The 15236-nt window shown below is 68.2% G+C and carries 15 protein-coding genes and 2 pseudogenes; 8 read left to right on the top strand and 9 right to left on the bottom strand.

The genetic code is table 11. The annotated features are described in order from the left end of the window. Positions 1–1271: AMP-binding protein (locus R1101_RS0106145; RefSeq protein ID WP_016932588.1), on the bottom strand; the 1271-nt coding region annotated here is incomplete at its 3' end. Positions 1272–1901: 630 nt separating this feature from the next. On the opposite strand from R1101_RS0106145, the gene R1101_RS0106135 reads away from it, so the two are divergent. Together R1101_RS0106135 and R1101_RS0106130 are read left to right on the top strand one after the other, a co-directional pair. Continuing rightward, positions 1902–2360: a hypothetical protein gene (locus tag R1101_RS0106135; RefSeq protein ID WP_232284685.1), complete on the top strand. Its 459-nt coding sequence runs from the start codon at positions 1902–1904 to the stop codon at positions 2358–2360. A 159-nt stretch (positions 2361–2519) separates the two neighbouring features. Next, positions 2520–2912: a hypothetical protein gene (locus R1101_RS0106130; protein ID WP_016932585.1), complete on the top strand. Its 393-nt coding sequence runs from the start codon at positions 2520–2522 to the stop codon at positions 2910–2912. 142 nt (positions 2913–3054) lie between these two features. Here the strand turns inward: R1101_RS0106130 and R1101_RS25965 are convergent. Then, positions 3055–4753 (bottom strand): annotated as a pseudogene (locus R1101_RS25965) (fumarate hydratase). 279 nt (positions 4754–5032) lie between these two features. On the opposite strand from R1101_RS25965, the gene R1101_RS0106120 reads away from it, so the two are divergent. Beyond that, on the top strand, positions 5033–5782 hold the full coding sequence (locus R1101_RS0106120; protein WP_232284686.1) for a CPBP family intramembrane glutamic endopeptidase: 750 nt from the start codon (positions 5033–5035) through the stop codon (positions 5780–5782). Next, positions 5782–6306, top strand: coding sequence for a 2'-5' RNA ligase family protein (locus R1101_RS0106115; protein ID WP_016932582.1), 525 nt, complete (start codon positions 5782–5784; stop codon positions 6304–6306). Before R1101_RS0106120 ends, R1101_RS0106115 begins: the two co-directional genes overlap by 1 nt. Positions 6307–6313: 7 nt before the next feature. Here the strand turns inward: R1101_RS0106115 and R1101_RS0106110 are convergent, their stop codons facing one another. Together R1101_RS0106110 and R1101_RS0106105 are read right to left on the bottom strand one after the other, a co-directional pair. Beyond that, entirely contained in the window at positions 6314–6529 is a 216-nt protein-coding gene (locus R1101_RS0106110) for a hypothetical protein (protein ID WP_016932581.1), read from the bottom strand. 47 nt (positions 6530–6576) lie between these two features. Then, a complete protein-coding gene (locus tag R1101_RS0106105) occupies positions 6577–7395 on the bottom strand; it encodes a helix-turn-helix domain-containing protein (protein ID WP_016932580.1) in 819 nt (272 codons plus the stop codon). A gap of 86 nt (positions 7396–7481) precedes the next feature. On the opposite strand from R1101_RS0106105, the gene R1101_RS0106100 reads away from it, so the two are divergent. Next, entirely contained in the window at positions 7482–7823 is a 342-nt protein-coding gene (locus R1101_RS0106100) for a DUF1330 domain-containing protein (RefSeq protein ID WP_016932579.1), read from the top strand. A gap of 20 nt (positions 7824–7843) precedes the next feature. On the opposite strand, the gene mug is transcribed toward R1101_RS0106100, so the two are convergent. Both mug and R1101_RS0106090 read right to left on the bottom strand, forming a co-directional pair. Continuing rightward, positions 7844–8410 (bottom strand): G/U mismatch-specific DNA glycosylase, encoded by a 567-nt coding sequence (mug, locus tag R1101_RS0106095; RefSeq protein ID WP_016932578.1) that lies wholly within the window; start codon positions 8408–8410, stop codon positions 7844–7846. A 19-nt stretch (positions 8411–8429) separates the two neighbouring features. Continuing rightward, positions 8430–9821, bottom strand: coding sequence for a carotenoid oxygenase family protein (locus R1101_RS0106090; RefSeq protein ID WP_016932577.1), 1392 nt, complete (start codon positions 9819–9821; stop codon positions 8430–8432). Between the two features lie 185 nt (positions 9822–10006). Between R1101_RS0106090 and R1101_RS0106085 the strand changes: the two genes are divergently transcribed. Continuing rightward, entirely contained in the window at positions 10007–10945 is a 939-nt protein-coding gene (locus R1101_RS0106085) for a winged helix-turn-helix domain-containing protein (RefSeq protein WP_016932576.1), read from the top strand. A gap of 130 nt (positions 10946–11075) precedes the next feature. After that, positions 11076–11834 carry a DUF1906 domain-containing protein gene (locus tag R1101_RS0106080; protein WP_026002941.1) on the top strand — a complete coding sequence of 253 codons (759 nt, stop codon included), beginning with the start codon at positions 11076–11078 and terminating at the stop codon, positions 11832–11834. A gap of 9 nt (positions 11835–11843) precedes the next feature. Here the strand turns inward: R1101_RS0106080 and R1101_RS0106075 are convergent, their stop codons facing one another. The 3 genes from R1101_RS0106075 to R1101_RS0106065 form a co-directional block, all read right to left on the bottom strand. After that, positions 11844–13274: an MFS transporter gene (locus R1101_RS0106075; protein WP_026002940.1), complete on the bottom strand. Its 1431-nt coding sequence runs from the start codon at positions 13272–13274 to the stop codon at positions 11844–11846. A 143-nt stretch (positions 13275–13417) separates the two neighbouring features. After that, complete coding sequence (locus R1101_RS0106070; protein ID WP_016932573.1) at positions 13418–13768, bottom strand: hypothetical protein; 351 nt, start codon at positions 13766–13768, stop codon at positions 13418–13420. Positions 13769–13887: 119 nt separating this feature from the next. Beyond that, positions 13888–14730 (bottom strand): Rv1157c family protein, encoded by an 843-nt coding sequence (locus R1101_RS0106065; RefSeq protein WP_016932572.1) that lies wholly within the window; start codon positions 14728–14730, stop codon positions 13888–13890. 378 nt (positions 14731–15108) lie between these two features. Between R1101_RS0106065 and R1101_RS30870 the strand changes: the two are divergent. Next, positions 15109–15236: pseudogene (locus tag R1101_RS30870) on the top strand (mannosyltransferase); the annotation flags it as partial.

The raw sequence follows: 15236 nt of genomic DNA, 5'->3' as shown, positions 1-15236 counted from the left end.
TCGACGGACGAGATGTTCTCGCCGCCGGAGATGATGACGTCCTTGGCGCGGTCGCGGATCTCGATGTAGCCGTCCGGATGCATGACGCCGATGTCGCCGGTGCGGAACCAGCCGTCCGGCACCGCGCGGGCGGTTGCGTCCGGGTTGTTGTAGTAGCCGAGCATCACATTGTTGCCGCGCAGTGCGATCTCGCCGGACGTCTCACCGTCGGCCGGAACGTCGGATCCCATCGCGTCGACGATGCGGACTTCACCTGCCACGATATTGCCGACACCCTGCCGGGAACGCAGCCGTGCCTTCTCGTCCTCGGGGAGGACGTCCCACTCCGAACGCCACTCGCAGATCGCCGCCGGGCCGTACGTCTCGGTGAGCCCGTACAGGTGGGTGATGTCGAGTCCGAGGGCGGTGCACCGCTCGATGAGGGCGGGCGCCGGTGGTGCGCCACCGATGGCGGCGACCACACGGTGGTCGATGCCGCCGGCAGTGGGGGCGTCCACCAGCGACGCGAGCACGGTCGGCGCGCCGCACAGGTGCGTGACGTTCTCGGTGCGCACGAGATCCCAGATCCGTTCGGGATCGACTTTGGGCAGGCACACGTGCGTGCCACCGGCCGCGGTGACCGCCCAGGTGAACGTCCAGCCGTTGCAGTGGAACATCGGCAGCGTCCACAGATAGGCGGATCCGCTGTCCAGCCCGAAGTGTGCGACCATCGCCAGGGCCTGCAGGTAAGCGCCGCGCGCGTGGTACATCACGCCCTTCGGATCACCGGTGGTGCCGGACGTGTAGTTCAGAGCGATCATGCTGCGCTCGTCGGCGAGCGGCACGTACCGGTGGCGGGCCTCCGCGAGCCTGCCCTCGTAGTCGTCGCCGACGACGGCGATCGACGGCAGGCCGGCCGTCGCCTCGCTGGCCAGGTCGGCCAGCGACTGCTCGACGAGCAGGACCCGGCTGCCCGAGTGCTCGAGGACGAACCGGAGTTCCGGCGCGGTGAGGCGAGTGTTGAGCGAGACGAGCACGGCGCCTGCGTAGAGCACGCCGTAGTGCGCCTCGAGCATCAGCGAGGTGTTCGGCGCGAGCACCGCGACACGGTCGCCGGGTTCGACGCCGAGAGCGTGCAACATGCCCGACTGCCGCAGGCACCGATCGCGCAGTTCGGCGTAGGTGCGGCGGATGTCTCCGTCCACCACCGCGAGGTCGTCACGGAAGACCCGGGCGGAACGGTCGAGAAATGCCGTGGGCGTGAGTGTTTCGAAACTGAAGTGCTCGGTCACCTTGGTCGGTGCTCCTTCGGATTACGTCGCGCGCGTACTCCCCGTCGCGAACGATGATGCGCACACCTCCCCGTGTGCTGTGAGGGCGATGCCCATTCTTCCAAGGGCAGTTGCCGATCTTGAAGAAGGTCCACCTGTTCCGTACTCCGGTCGACGGGGCCGTTCCACATTGACCGGACCCGGAATCCGGCGTTCACTGAAAGGCACCGTGCCCGTCCAGGAGAGAAGGCGAGCGGTATGAGTGCTCGGCAGAACGAACCTCGCCGAACCTCTCGTCCGGCGCGGCGTCCGGCCGCGACGCGCGAGAAGACGGAGACCACGACCGAGCCCGCGCGGACGCGCAGCCGTCGACCCCGTGACCCGGAACCCGCGACGCGGCACCGATCTCGTGACGCGGAACCCGCGACGCGGCACCGATCTCGTGACGCGGAACCCGCGACGCGGCGTCGGTCTCGCGACGCAGCATCTGCGACGCGGCGTCGATCTCGCGATTCCGAACCCGGCTCGAGGCGCACCACGACGCGATCCACCACCCGGTCGACGGCCCGGACATCGCCCCGGACCGAGGCGGCGCCCCGCCCTCGTTCGAAGTCGACTTCGCCGAGGGAGACGCACCGGCCACGTCGGCCCGTGAAGGAGACCGAAAGACCGACCCGCGCCGCGCGGGAGCGGGCGCGACCCGAGCAGACACGGGCCGAGCAAACACAACCGACATCGTCATCGCTCGTCGACATGCTGCGGGATGCGGTGCGGGCGTGTGCCCGCACCGCACTGGGCGCGCTGCGGAGACCCGGAAAGAAACTGACCCGCCGCATCCGCGAATGGGTGGACTCGCTCCTCGGTGAGGTCACCAGCGGCGGCGTGGGATTGCACGCGGTCCTCGCCGGCATCCGGGCCGCGTTGGAGGGTCGCAACCCTGCCCTCGCCGCCCTGGGCGGGTTGATCTCCGGATTGAGCACCAAGGCCAAGATCGGCCTGGCCGTCCTGATCGCGGCGGTCCTGCTCCTCGGCCCGGTTCTGCTCTTGGTTCTGGTGCTGGCCCTCCTCGTCGCAGCGGTGGTCGGTGCCGTCCGGTCCGCGGGCGACTGATCCGGTGGGACGGCCTCACGGCCCGCGACGGGCGGGTCGGATGAGCGGCCACGAGGACGGTTGCACCCCGATCGTTTTTCTGGAATAGTTCCAGTTATTGGATTTATTCCAGAAAAAGTGTGCGACCCGGTGCGGTCGCGTGGTTGAAGGAGTGATCACATGTTCACCGCCGACCGTCCTCGGGCAGTGACGCTTCCGCCGGTCGTGCTCGGCGGACTGCGGCCTCTCTATCGCCAGATGGTCCGCAACCGCGTCCCGGCCGCGTCGTTCGAGCACACCGCCGGCCGCGCCGTCTTCGAGATCTGCCTGATCGCGGGGGAGCACGGCCCGCAGCTGCGCGTCCGCGCCCGCGACTTCGGGGTCGACTTCACGCTCGCGATGACCACGCATTTCCGTATCGCGCCCGTGATGAGCGACGACCAGTACTGCGCGTTGTGCGCGGTGCTCGCGCCCGGTGCCGAGCCGGCAGCGGGTATCGTCCTCGACTTCCTGCAGCAGGTGGTGGTGCAGTCGCCCGCCGTGCTCGCGCGGACGCATACCTGCGCCGCCTGAGTCCGAATTCGCTCGCGTGGAGGATGCAAGCACACGCTCCGGCAGCGTGTTTCCGTCCGCGCGGTGAGTACGGAGGTCCCCACACAGAACGGCCCGGCAGGAATCCTGCCGGGCCGTTCTGGGGCTGTGCTCTCCGGCCTGTCTACAGGCCGGGGCGCTTGCCGACCGTGAGCGTGACCTCTCCGGTGTGCGCGAAGAAGTCGTTGCCCTTGTCGTCGACGACGATGAACGCGGGGAAGTCCTCGACCTCGATCTTCCACACCGCTTCCATGCCGAGTTCCTCGTACTCGACGACCTCGACGTTCTTGATGCAGTCGAGCGCCAGGCGCGCAGCCGGACCGCCGATCGAACCGAGGTAGAAGCCGCCGTACGTATGGCACGCGTCGGTGACCTGCTTGGAGCGGTTGCCCTTTGCGAGCATCACCATCGAGCCACCGGCTGCCTGGAACTGGTCGACGTAGGAGTCCATGCGACCGGCCGTCGTCGGGCCGAACGAACCCGACGCCAGACCCTCGGGGGTCTTCGCGGGGCCGGCGTAGTAGACCGGGTGATCCTTCAGGTACTGCGGCATCTCCTCACCGGCGTCGAGGCGCTCCTTGATCTTCGCGTGCGCGATGTCGCGCGCCACGACCAGCGGGCCGGTGAGCGACAGGCGCGTCTTGACCGGGTGCTTGGACAGCTCGGCAAGGATCTCCGGCATCGGCCGGGTCAGGTCGATCTTGACCGCGGCGCCCTTGCCGGTGCCCGAGACGCCCGACGTCTCGGAGTCGAGCTGGGTGTCGGTGACCTCGGGCAGGAACTGGCCCGGGTTGAATTCGAGCTGCTCGAGGAAAACGCCCTCGGGAGTGATCTTGGCCTTGGCCTGACGGTCGGCCGAGCACGAGACGGCGATCGCGACGGGCAGCGACGCGCCGTGGCGCGGCAGGCGGACGACGCGGACGTCGTGGCAGAAGTACTTGCCGCCGAACTGCGCGCCGATACCGATCTTCTGCGTGAGCTCGAAGACCTTCTTCTCGAGTTCGAGATCGCGGAAACCGCGGCCGGTGATGGCGCCCTCGGTGGGCAGCTCGTCGAGGTAGTGCGCCGAGGCGTACTTGGCCGTCTTCAGCGCGAACTCGGCCGACGTGCCGCCGACGACGATCGCGAGGTGGTAGGGCGGGCACGCCGCGGTGCCGAGCGAGCGGATCTTGGCCTCGAGGAACTGCATCATCGAGTCCGGGTTCAGGATGGCCTTCGTCTCCTGGTACAGATACGACTTGTTGGCCGATCCGCCGCCCTTGGCCATGAACAGGAACTTGTAGGCGTTCTCGTGGCCCTTCGCGGTGTCCGCGTACAGCTCGATCTGCGCCGGCAGGTTGTTGCCCGTGTTCTTCTCGTCCCACATCGTCAGCGGAGCGTTCTGCGAGTACCGCAGGTTCAGCTTCGTGTACGCGTCGTACACGCCGCGCGCGATGGACTCCTCGTCGTCGCCCGGGGTGAGCACGTGCTGGCCACGCTTGCCCATGACGATGGCGGTGCCGGTGTCCTGGCACATCGGCAGTACTCCACCGGCCGCGATGTTCGCGTTCTTCAGGAGATCGAGTGCGACGAACTTGTCGTTGTTCGACGCCTCGGGATCCTCGAGGATGCTCGCCAGCTGCTTCAGATGATCCGTGCGCAGATAGTGGGAGATGTCGTGCAGCGCGGTCTCGGTGAGCAGGCGCATGGCCTCGGGCTCGACCTTCAGGAAGGTGCGGCCGTCGGGTCCTTCGACGGTGGACACCCCCTCGGTGGTCAGGAGCCGATACTCGGTGGGGTCTTCCCCCGATCGGCAGCAGGTCCTCGTAGAGGAAGTCGGCCATTGTTTCTCCTGGAAGAGGGCTGGTGATCGCCATACACGTTAGCGGCGCGGACGCAAGGGGTTGACAACGGGGCATGTGACGGACTCGGCCTGCACTCCGAATGTGACCCGGATCTCGCGGTGTTCGGTGGTGTGTCCATGACGTCGAGAGTGGGAATCCTGAAAGGAATCGAGGCCGGAGTGGTCTGCGTCACGGCGCCCGGCCGGCCCCGAACCGTACACTTGACCGGATGTTCGAGAATTGCCGGAGGGATTGCACGTGACCGTAGAAATCGAACGGTTGCCCTCGCCCGAGGCCGGACGCCTGCCGTCGCTGGCATGGCTGCCCCGTTTCCACGCGTGGATCGATCTCGCCGTGGTGATCACGGTGCTCGTCACCACCAATCTCATCGCCCACTTCACGACGACGTGGGCTTCGATCGCGACCGTGCCGATCGCAGCCTGCGTGCTGGTCGCGATGATGCGTCGACGCGGCATGCGCTGGTCCGAACTCGGCCTGTCGCCCCGGCACTGGAAGCGGGGGACGCTGTACTCCGTCGCGGCCGTGGTTCTCGTCCTGACGGTAGTCGCCATCGGTATCGCTCTGCCCTTCACCAGGCAGTTCTTCCTCTCCGAGCGCTACGCCACGATCTCCGGCGCCCTGGTCGCCTCGATGATCATCATCCCGCTCCAGACCGTCATCCCCGAAGAACTCGCCTTCCGCGGAGTGCTCCACGGAACCCTCGAGCGGGTGTGGGGCGCGCGTGGGGTCTTCGCCGCGGGATCCCTGTTGTTCGGCCTGTGGCACGTCGCGTCGTCGTTCGGGCTCACCGCGGGCAACGCGGGCCTCAGCGCGTTCCTCGGCGCCGGCCTGCTCGCGCAGGTCGCCGGCATCGTCGGCGCGGTGATCGCGACTGCCGCGGCGGGCTTCGTCTTCACGTGGCTGCGCCGGCGCAGCGGCAGCATCCTCGCGCCCATCGCCCTGCACTGGTCGCTCAACGGGGCGGGCGCGCTCGCCGCCGCACTCGTCTGGCACGCGACCCTCAACTGATGGCGCTGGCGGTCTGCCTCCTGTTCGACACCGAGACCGATCGCGCGATACGGCGATTGTGGGGCCGGCTCGAGGACGACGGCATCCCCACCCTGCTCACCCACACACACCGCAGACACGTCCCGCATCTCTCCTACGCGGTGCTGCGAAGCTACGACCTGCCCGGCGTCGTCGCGGCTCTCGGGGACGTGCCGGACGGGGGACCGGTCCGGGTCTACATCGATGCGCTCGGTTTGTTCCGGCGCGGCCGCGCGTCGCTCGTGCCGGCCCCCTCGGCCGAACTCGTGCAGCGGCAGACCCGCGTCGTGCAGGTCGTGACGGCGACGGGAGCGGACCTGCACCGCTACTACATACCCGGACGCTGGACCCCGCACTGTTCGCTGAGTCCTCGAACCAGACGCGAGGAACTCGACCGTCTCGGTGCCGTCGTATACGACGTGCTCCCGATGGAGGCGACGCTGAACCGCGCGGTGCTGATCGACACCGCCACCGGCGAGCACACCCCGTTACGGGTGATCCCGTGACAGGAATTCAATCCTCGGGATTCTCCACCCACGGCCCGTACGGCGGCGGTCCCTCGCTCTGGATCTGCAGGCCGAAGTGCGGACAGTGCTTCCACACGTAGCCGTGCAGGACGTGTTCCTCCGAGGTCGCGGTGTTCATCAGTACGACGTCGCCGGAAGGGCGATGTTCGAGGGCGAAGCCGGAACCCCGCTCGTCGAGAACCCACCATTTCGCAGTACTCATGTCGGTGTCCTCCGCATGATCCGCTCGGCAGCAGCGCACCTCCCACGTTAGCGCGGAACCTCCACGTGCGAGGCGGGATCGAGATGCGAACCCCGCACGAGTGCCTGCGACGTCGCGGCGTCGGCCGGGTAGAACGCCTCGATCGCGAGCTCGGATACCGTCACGTCGAGGGGAGTGCCGAACAGGGTCGTCGTACTCAGGAACGACAACTCGCCGCGCTCGGTGCGCAGACGGAACGGCACGACGAGAGAGTGCGGGACGTCCTCGGGGGCCGAAGCGTCGCAGGGATAACCGACGAGTTCGCCGTGCAGCCGCTTCAGTTCCGGATCGCCGGTCGCCCCGATCTGGTGCTCCAGGCGGGCGAGGAGGTGGGCGCGCCACTGTCCCGCATCGGCGATGCGCGGGGCGAGGCCGCGCGGATGCAGGGTCAGTCGCAGGACGTTCACCGGTGGCTCGAGCAGTTCCGGAGCGCACCCCTCGACAAGTGCGACGACCGCGTCGTTCGCGTCGACCATCGTCCAGTGCCGGTCGACGACGAGCGCAGGAAACGGGTTGTGCAGGGTGAGAATCCGGGTGATCGCATCGGAGACCGCGGACATCGGTACATCGCCGAGGTGATGCTCGGGATAGGCCGGTGCCAGACCCGCCGCCAGGAGGATCGAATTGCGTTCGCGCAACGGAATCTCCAGATGCTCGCACAACGTGAGCACCGTCCTGCGCGACGGACGCGACCTGCCGGTCTCGACGAAACTGAGATGTCGCGGCGAGATGCCGGCGGTGTGCGCCAGGGCGAGCTGGCTCAGCCCGCGTCGTTCCCGCCACGTCCGCAGCAGCGCGCCGGCATGGGGAGCGTCGACCGTGGTCATGCCCCGAACCTAGACGGCAGGGGGAGCGGTCACCATTACTTCTCGGGTAATCGACTCCGTGCACCGAGGGGAGCACGGTGGTCCCCATGAACGCATACGCAGTGGCTCATCTTCGCAAGGTCGACTTCGGCGACGACATCGTCCGGTACCTCGAGAGGATCGACGATACGCTCGTTCCGTACGGCGGTCGCTTCCTCGTGCACGGCACCGATCCCGAGGTGACGGAGGGGCCGTTCCCCGGCAATCTCGTCGTGATCGAGTTCCCCGATATGGAACGAGCGCGCGGCTGGTACCACTCGGCCGAGTACCAGGAGATCCTTCCCCTCCGCACCGAGAACTCCGATGGATCGGCGATCCTGGTGCAGGGCACCCCACCCGGCTACCGCGCGACACACTTCCTCGACAAGGTGCTCGGCGCCGAGCGGTAACCGGTACGGGCGGCGGGAGTTCAGGGCAGGATGCCGGCGGCCCGTGCGGGTTCGGTGTAGGCCCGCGCCAACGAGTCGACGGTTTCGTGGGCGTTGAGTCCACTCGGATTGGGCACCACCCACAGCGGGACGTCGCCGATCGTGTCGTCCTGCCGCCCGGCCTTCGCCTTGCGCCGCCCGAAGGCCGCGCGGTAGGCGGTGATGCCCGCGACCGCCACGGCGCGGGGCCGGAACTCCGCCACCACCTTCGCCAGACGACGTCCGCCCTCGCGGAGTTCCTCGTCGGTGAGTTCGTCGGCGCGGGCCGTCGCACGCGGCGCCAGATTCGTGATGCCCACACCCCGCTCGAGCAGGTGGTCGCGGTCGGCGTCGTTCATGCCGGACGACGCGTCGATGAGCCGGTCGACGATGCCGGCACGGAACAGGGCGGGATAGAAGCGATTTCCGGGCCGCGCGAAGTGGGCTCCCGTCGCCGCGGTCCACAGACCCGGATTGATCCCGACGAACAGCAGGCGGCAGCCGGGTGCGACGAGATCGGGGATCACCGCGTCGCGGAAGGACTCGAGTTCGGCTCGTGTGAAACCCATCCTCCCAAACTAGCCGGAGTCACTCTCCGTCCGACGGGAGCCAGGCCCCGTGCAGGCCGGCCGGAACGCGGATCGGCAGACGCACCCGCGCGATCGGACCCGCCGCCGGGTCGGTCTCGGGGAAGACGAGGAACCAGCTCGTCATATCCGCCCGGTCGGTCGCGATCGCGCCCCAGTAGCCGCCCGATCCGCCGCTCAGACAGACGGGTTCGCCGGGGGAGAGCGTCTCGTGCGCCCAGACCGATTCCGTGCCGGACGCGACGTCGAACCAGAAGAGTGAATCTGCTGCTCCCGCAGGGAGTTTCTGTGATCCGCTGCGTCCGATGGTCGCGACGGCGGAGTGCTCGAGGGTGGTCGACCGGTCGTCGATGCGGGGGAACTCGATGTCGCGTTCGTGCAGGGTCGTGCGGGTCACGCCGTTGCGGCCGATCACGGCGCGACGCAGCACGGAGCGGTTCGGGCCCGACTTCTCGGTCAGCGCGCCCGGATAACTCCACTCCACGTAGTCGAGCGCGACATCCCCGTCGGGCAGGTCGAACGCGTTGGCGGTGTGCCACATCCAGAAGGTGTCGGTCGAGAACCAGCGCACCGCGCTGCCGTCGCGGGGCACGAGCGCGACCCGCACCCCGAGGTCGGGCTTCCAGTCGAGCGGTGACCCGCCGGAGAAGATCTGCGAGAGATCGAACACGAGCGGAGCCAGGATCAGGACGATGTAGGTCGGCGTCAGCGCCATGTCGTGGATCATCAACGGCCGGTCGGCACCGTCGACCGGGGTCGCCGCCCGCGTCACCGTCCCATCCGGTGCAACGGCCGACCAGGTCAGATACGGCGGGTCGAGCATGTAGCAGAACGCGATCATCTCCCCGGTGCGCGGATCGATCTTCGGGTGCGCCGTCAGCCCGACCGGCAGGGTTCCGTCGAAGGTCTCGCGTCCGAGCGTCTCGAGTTCGGACCCCAGGGCGTACGGGGGCGCGGCCTCGGCCATCGCCATGAGCCGTCCGCCGTGCCGGACGATGTTGATGTCGGGCAGTTCACGCATGGTGTTCGCAAGATCCGGGCCGACTTCCTCCTCCGGAGGAAAATAGGGATCGGTGATACCGGCCCACAGGGCACGGCCCGCCTTCTCCTCCGCGACGACCTGCGGGGTTCGCACGAACCGGTTCGTGTAGCGGGCGGTGCCGTCGGAGATCTGCACGCGGTGGACCATGCCGTCGCCGTCGATCGGATGGACGTAGTGACCGATCGGGTCGAAGCGCGGATTGGGACCGTTGCGGAGATAGCTTCCGCGCAGGTCGGCGGGGAGTTCCCCGCGAACCTCCAGATCGCGGACGTCCACTTCCTCGCGTTGAGGTGCGAACAGACCACTGAGATGCGGATGGTGTGCCAGGTCGACAGGCGCCGGACGATGCATGGCGGCTCGCTTCGGTGGAGGCGAAAGATCCCGTGGGGAAATCCTAGAACCGTGGGTGGGGGTTCGGTTCGTGATTCGACTCGCCAGGTCCTTCACCCGCGGGTGGGGGCCGTGCATCGGATAAGGTTGTTGCCTATGTGCAGGACCGATAGTGCGGCCGCACGGCCGCGACGTTAGGGGAAGGTGTGCAGCGCCGGAACGCGATCGGACACTCCGTCCGGAACACCGGGGGTGGCGAGGCCACGGTGCCGCCGTATACGGATCTTCTCTGGCCGACCGTGCAGGCGGTGATCGAGCTCGGCGGGTCCGGTGTCATCGAGGAGATCGATTCCGCCGTGATCACCCGGACGGGACTGTCCGAGGCCGCGCAGGCGGTGCTCCACGGCGACGGCCCCGGGACCGAGATCGAATACCGGCTGGCCTGGGCCCGGACCTACCTCAAGGGCATGGGCCTGCTGTCGAACACGCGCCGCGGCGTGTGGAGCGTGACCGAGCGCGGTCGCGCCGTGCGCGAGTCGGAGATCAAGCCCATGCAGGTCGCGTACACCGCCGAGAAGCGGCGCAAGCGGCTGGTACGCAACGTCTCGCAGGGCGCGCAGGTCGTGCCGCTCACGGCTGCCCCCGAGGATCCCGAACTGTGGCGTGAACCGGTCCTCGCTGCCGTCGCCGACCTCTCGGAGGACGGTTTCGAACGACTCGCCACCGCGGTGCTGCGCGCGGCGGGATTCACGACGCTGACGATTCCGGCACCGGGTGGATCCCCCGCCCCGGAGGGCGTCGGCCACGTCGAGGGCACCGGTGTCCTGCGCATCTCGCTGCTGAGCTTCTCCGTCTTCTTCCGTTTCCTGCGCGCACCGGAGAAGGCGGGTGCCGACGTGGTCCGCGAGTTCCGTGCCGCGATGGTCGGGCGCGGAGAGAAGGGCCTGCTCGTCTCCACCGGATCGTTCACCGAGGACGCGCGCGCCGAAGCGCACCGGCACGGTGCTCCGCCCATCGATCTCGTCGACGGCGACGGCTTGTGCGATCTGCTCGAGGAACACGGCCTCGGTGTCCGTTCCACCGTGCGGACGGTGGAGGACGTCGCCCTGGTGCCTGCCTTCTTCGCCGAACTGTCCGGTCGCTGAGCACGCCCGCTTCCCCGGGATCGGCGCCGTAGCGGCGACCGGTCGAATTCCCCGGTGTGGCCGGTGGGACGCCCGTGATTGTGATGCAATACGGCGGACGTACACACGGCGATACGAAGGACAGGTTTCGATGACCCTTTCGCGGCGGGACATGTTGCGGTACGCGACGCTCGGATCGGGCGTCGCGTTGATCTCTGCGCTCGGCGCACCGGGACTCGCCCAGGGACGCCAGGTGCTCGGGACCATCGTCGACTATTCGGCCGCCGTGCCGTCGCCCTCCTCGATCCGGACCGCCGGCCACATCGGCGCCATCCGATACGTGTCCGATGCGCGGCCCGACGCCGCCTGGATGCGGGCCAAGCCGCTCACCGGATCGGAGGCGGACGCGCTGATCGGCAGCGGACTCGAAGTGGTCTCGTGCTATCAGTTCGGCAAGGCCGAGACCGCCGACTGGCTCGGCGGCTACGAGGCGGGTCTGAAGCACGCCCGGCGCGGTCTCGAACTGCACTATGCGGCCGGGGGACCGGCGGGCCGCCCGATCTACGCCTCGATCGACGACAACCCGAACTTGGAGCAGTTCACGACCCGCATCGTGCCGTACCTGCTGGGCTGGCAGGAGGTCGTGGGAGCCGGGAATCTCGGTGTGTACGCCAATTCGCCGACCATCGACCGGGCGTCGGCGGTCTCCCTCGGGTCCTTCTACTGGCAGCACGACTGGGGCACGCCCGAGGGCTACGTCCATCCGCGGGCGAACCTGCACCAGATCCCGGGCGAGGTCCGGATCGACGGTATCGGCGTCGACATCAACCACGTGCTCACGCCCGACTACGGCCAGTGGTCGCTCGCAGGCAGCGCACCGGGCACCGACCCGGGGCTCCTGGGCAGCTGACGCCCGGAGTCAGATCTCGTCTGCGGCTCGCAGCGTCCGGCCCGCCGACGGAATGAGCGCCGTGAACACGAGTGCCAGCGCCGCCGCTGCCACCGCGACGAGGAAGGTGGCGCGGAAAGCGCCGAGGGCGGGGACGACGGCGTCTCCGATCTGCTGGGTCATCGCCGCGAGGATCACGCCGATCACGGCCGCGGCGCTCGTCGTGCCGATCGAGCGCATCAGGGTGTTGAGACTGTTGGCCGCGGCGGACTCGCGCAGCGGAACGGCACCCATGATGAGCGCCGGCATCGCGGCGTAGGCGAGGCCCACACCGGCGCCGATGAGCATCGACGCGCCCACGATGTGCCAGACCTCCCGGTACAGCACATACGCCATGAGGTAGCCCAGGCCCACGAACACCGCGCCGCAGCCGAGGGTCACGCGGGCCCCGAACCGCGTCGTGATGCGGGCGGAGACGGGAGACAGCGCCATCATGACGATCCCGGCGGGGGCGAGCGCGATTCCGGCGGTGACCATCGTCTGCCCGAAGCCGTAGCCGGTCTCCACGGGTGCCATCAGGAGCTGTGGGAACGCCAGGATGTTCGAGTACATCGAGAAGCCGAGTGCCACCGACGCGAGATTCGTCATCAGGATCGGCCGGCGTGCGGACAGCCGCAGGTCCACGAGCGGTCGCGGCACCCGCAGTTCGTACAGGCCCCAGCCGAGGAACACCACGAGCGCCCCGGCGAGCATCCCGAGGGTGGCCGGGGAGGCCCATCCCCAGTCGTTGCCCTTGGTGACGGGCAGCAGCAACAGCACGAGAGCAACGGAGAGTGCCAGCGCCCCGGCGATGTCGAAGCGTCCCGGATTGCGGCGCGACGACTCGGGTACGACGAGCAGGATCGCGGCGATACCGACGAGCCCGAGCACCAGGGACGCGACGAACAGCATGTGCCAGTCCGTCGCCTGGGCGACGAAGGCGGCGAGAGGCAATCCGATCGCACCGCCGACACCCATCGTCGCGCTGATCGTCGCCATCGCGCCGGGCAGGCGGCGCGGGGGCAGTTCGTCGCGGAGGATCGCGATACCGAGCGGAATGGCGCCCACCGCGGCACCCTGGAGGGTACGGCCCACGACGAGCGGGATCAGCGTGGACGACAGTGCGCACACGGCCGAACCGAGGACCATCGTCGCCAGCGAGGCGAGGAGCATTCGGCGCTTGCCGAACATGTCGCCGAGGCGACCGCTGATCGGAGTGACCACCGCGCCGGCGAGCAGAGTCGCCGTCACGGCCCAGGATGTGTTCTGAGGGGTCGCGCCGACGAGCACCGGAAGCCGGGGGAGGATCGGGACGATCAGGGTCTGCATGAGCGCGACGCTGATACCGACGGTCGCGAGGACCGGCACGATGCCCCGCGGAGCGGGAATCTCCCTGGTGGGGATCGGTGTCTCTACGGCCATGCGGCTCCTCGGTCCGGGGCCGGGTGACGCGGCCGACGACAATTCGTGCGCGATACGAATGATGATCACATCGTGTCTAACACGGCGGAACCGACGATCCCTAGCATCTTCCCGCAGTCCGGTCCGGTGCAGACCCCCTGCCGTCAGGCCTGACAGTGCCGGTCGGGCTCGGATTCGACGACGGTGACGAAGAACGGCGGATGGTCGTCGGGTGCGGAATGGTCGCCGCGCCACGACAGCAGCGACCAGCGCGACAGGCCCGACAGCGCCGAACCGAGGCTCGCGAACGACAGCGAGGACAACATCGAACCGAACGATCCCACGGAACCGACGGACAGGACCGACCCGCAACTACCGATCGACAGGATCGAATACGAGGAACCGATCGACAGGATCGACCGTTCGGACGCGATCGAGAGGATCGAACGGTCGGAGAGGACCGAACGGCGGGAATTCACGGAACTCGACGGGCTGCGCGACGCGGTGAAGGCCATGCTCCGGTCTATCACGCACGGCGGTCGCGACGGAAGGGACGGAAGTCGGGGAGAAACGACGAAGACCGCCGGAAAGTGCTTCCGGCGGCCTTCGATGCGTCGAAGTGTTCTTCGCTCGATCAGGGAACCGCGACGAGACCCACGGTGGGCAGGAAGGTGCACGAACGCGGGTCGGCGCCTTCGGCCTGTGTGGTGATTCCACCGGAGATCACGGCGAGAACCTGACCCGAACCGGTGTCGGCGATCGTGCTCAGCGTGGTCGGGCCGTCGGGGTTGATCCGCGCGTCGTTGGTGAGCGGCTGCGTTCCCGTACGGCCGTTGGAGACATTGACCCAGCTCAGCGTGAGCGGCTGCTCCTGCACGTCGGCCGCGGGAGCGGTGCCCAGAGCCGTGAAGACGAAACCGGTCTGGCCTGCGGCCGGTCCGGGCGGGGGCAGCTGGGACGGACCTGCAACCGCGAGGGCGGTGCCCACGGAGTCCCGGCCGTCGCCGATGCAGCCCTTGCCGATGGTCGGGTACAGGAACTGCGAGATCACCACGGCGCCGGGCTCGGGAAGGTCGGGTCCGCCGCCGCCGCTACCGTCGAGGAACTTGATGACGCGCTGGAGAGTGCTCTTCACCGACTCGGGGAGCTGGGAGTTCTCGAGCAGTTCCTTGGCCTGTGCCAGCAGATCGTTCTTGCCGTCGGCGGCGTCGGCGACATCCGCGGGGCCCGCGGCGGCGCCGATGATCGCGGGTGCGAGGGACGCCAGTGCCTCGACCTCTTCGGGATTCGCCCGGACTCCGGCCAGAAGGTCGGTCAACGACTCGACGGACAGATCGGCGGGAATCTCGAACCGGGGCAGCTCGACGAGCCTTGCCAGATCCGGCAATGCGGGTGGAGCCGGTTGCGCGACGGCCTGCGTAGGCACGGCCAATCCCGCGGTGGCAGCGAGCGCGCACAGCGTGAGCGCCCGTCGCATTCCTCGAGTACGAAGCACTGTTCCCCATCCTTGTCGTTGAAGCATCCGGACGTTCGGGACGAACGGTCGGATGCTGACGGCTCGAGGAGACACTCTATGGACCCCCCGCACACGGGACAAGCCTTCCGTTTCGGAACGGCGCGCCCATCGCTGGTTCGGGATTGTAACCACGGGCCGTTCCGTTCCTCGGATCCTGTCGAACATAACCCGCCCGGCCTGAGAAGATTGTGACTGTAGATGAAATCGTTACGGGAGTGAAGTCCGGTTCGTTCGTATGCCGATCGGAACGGTAATCTCCTTCGCCGGGTCCGGTTCACCGGACGGACGTTCGACGGGAGAGGCCGCACCGCAGTGCCACGAGGGTTTGCTTCGCACCGGATGCGGTGGTGCGCGGCGTTACTGGCGCTGTCGGTCGTCGTCCGTCTGGCCTGGGCATTCATCACGCCCAACGGGATGAACCTCGTCGACCTGCACGTCTACGTCGACGGATCCGCCGCCTTGCTGCA

Origin of the sequence: Rhodococcus sp. R1101 (assembly GCF_000278445.1) — a bacterium.
In the GTDB taxonomy this organism is placed as follows: domain Bacteria; phylum Actinomycetota; class Actinomycetes; order Mycobacteriales; family Mycobacteriaceae; genus Rhodococcus; species Rhodococcus gordoniae.
This window is presented reverse-complemented; position numbering and strand designations above follow the sequence as displayed.

What these genes read in the sequence shown, in the direction of transcription:
- R1101_RS0106115 (WP_016932582.1), top strand. Translation starts at nt 5,782, where the DNA reads ATGGCGCTGGCGGTCTGCCTCCTGTTCGACACCGAGACCGATCGCGCG.
- R1101_RS0106075 (WP_026002940.1), bottom strand. Translation starts at nt 13,274, where the DNA reads ATGGCCGTAGAGACACCGATCCCCACCAGGGAGATTCCCGCTCCGCGG.
- mug (WP_016932578.1), bottom strand. Translation starts at nt 8,410, where the DNA reads ATGGGTTTCACACGAGCCGAACTCGAGTCCTTCCGCGACGCGGTGATC.
- R1101_RS0106105 (WP_016932580.1), bottom strand. Translation starts at nt 7,395, where the DNA reads ATGACCACGGTCGACGCTCCCCATGCCGGCGCGCTGCTGCGGACGTGG.
- R1101_RS0106070 (WP_016932573.1), bottom strand. Translation starts at nt 13,768, where the DNA reads ATGGCCTTCACCGCGTCGCGCAGCCCGTCGAGTTCCGTGAATTCCCGC.
- R1101_RS0106080 (WP_026002941.1), top strand. Translation starts at nt 11,076, where the DNA reads ATGACCCTTTCGCGGCGGGACATGTTGCGGTACGCGACGCTCGGATCG.
- R1101_RS0106065 (WP_016932572.1), bottom strand. Translation starts at nt 14,730, where the DNA reads ATGCGACGGGCGCTCACGCTGTGCGCGCTCGCTGCCACCGCGGGATTG.
- R1101_RS0106090 (WP_016932577.1), bottom strand. Translation starts at nt 9,821, where the DNA reads ATGCATCGTCCGGCGCCTGTCGACCTGGCACACCATCCGCATCTCAGT.
- R1101_RS0106130 (WP_016932585.1), top strand. Translation starts at nt 2,520, where the DNA reads ATGTTCACCGCCGACCGTCCTCGGGCAGTGACGCTTCCGCCGGTCGTG.
- R1101_RS0106100 (WP_016932579.1), top strand. Translation starts at nt 7,482, where the DNA reads ATGAACGCATACGCAGTGGCTCATCTTCGCAAGGTCGACTTCGGCGAC.
- R1101_RS0106110 (WP_016932581.1), bottom strand. Translation starts at nt 6,529, where the DNA reads ATGAGTACTGCGAAATGGTGGGTTCTCGACGAGCGGGGTTCCGGCTTC.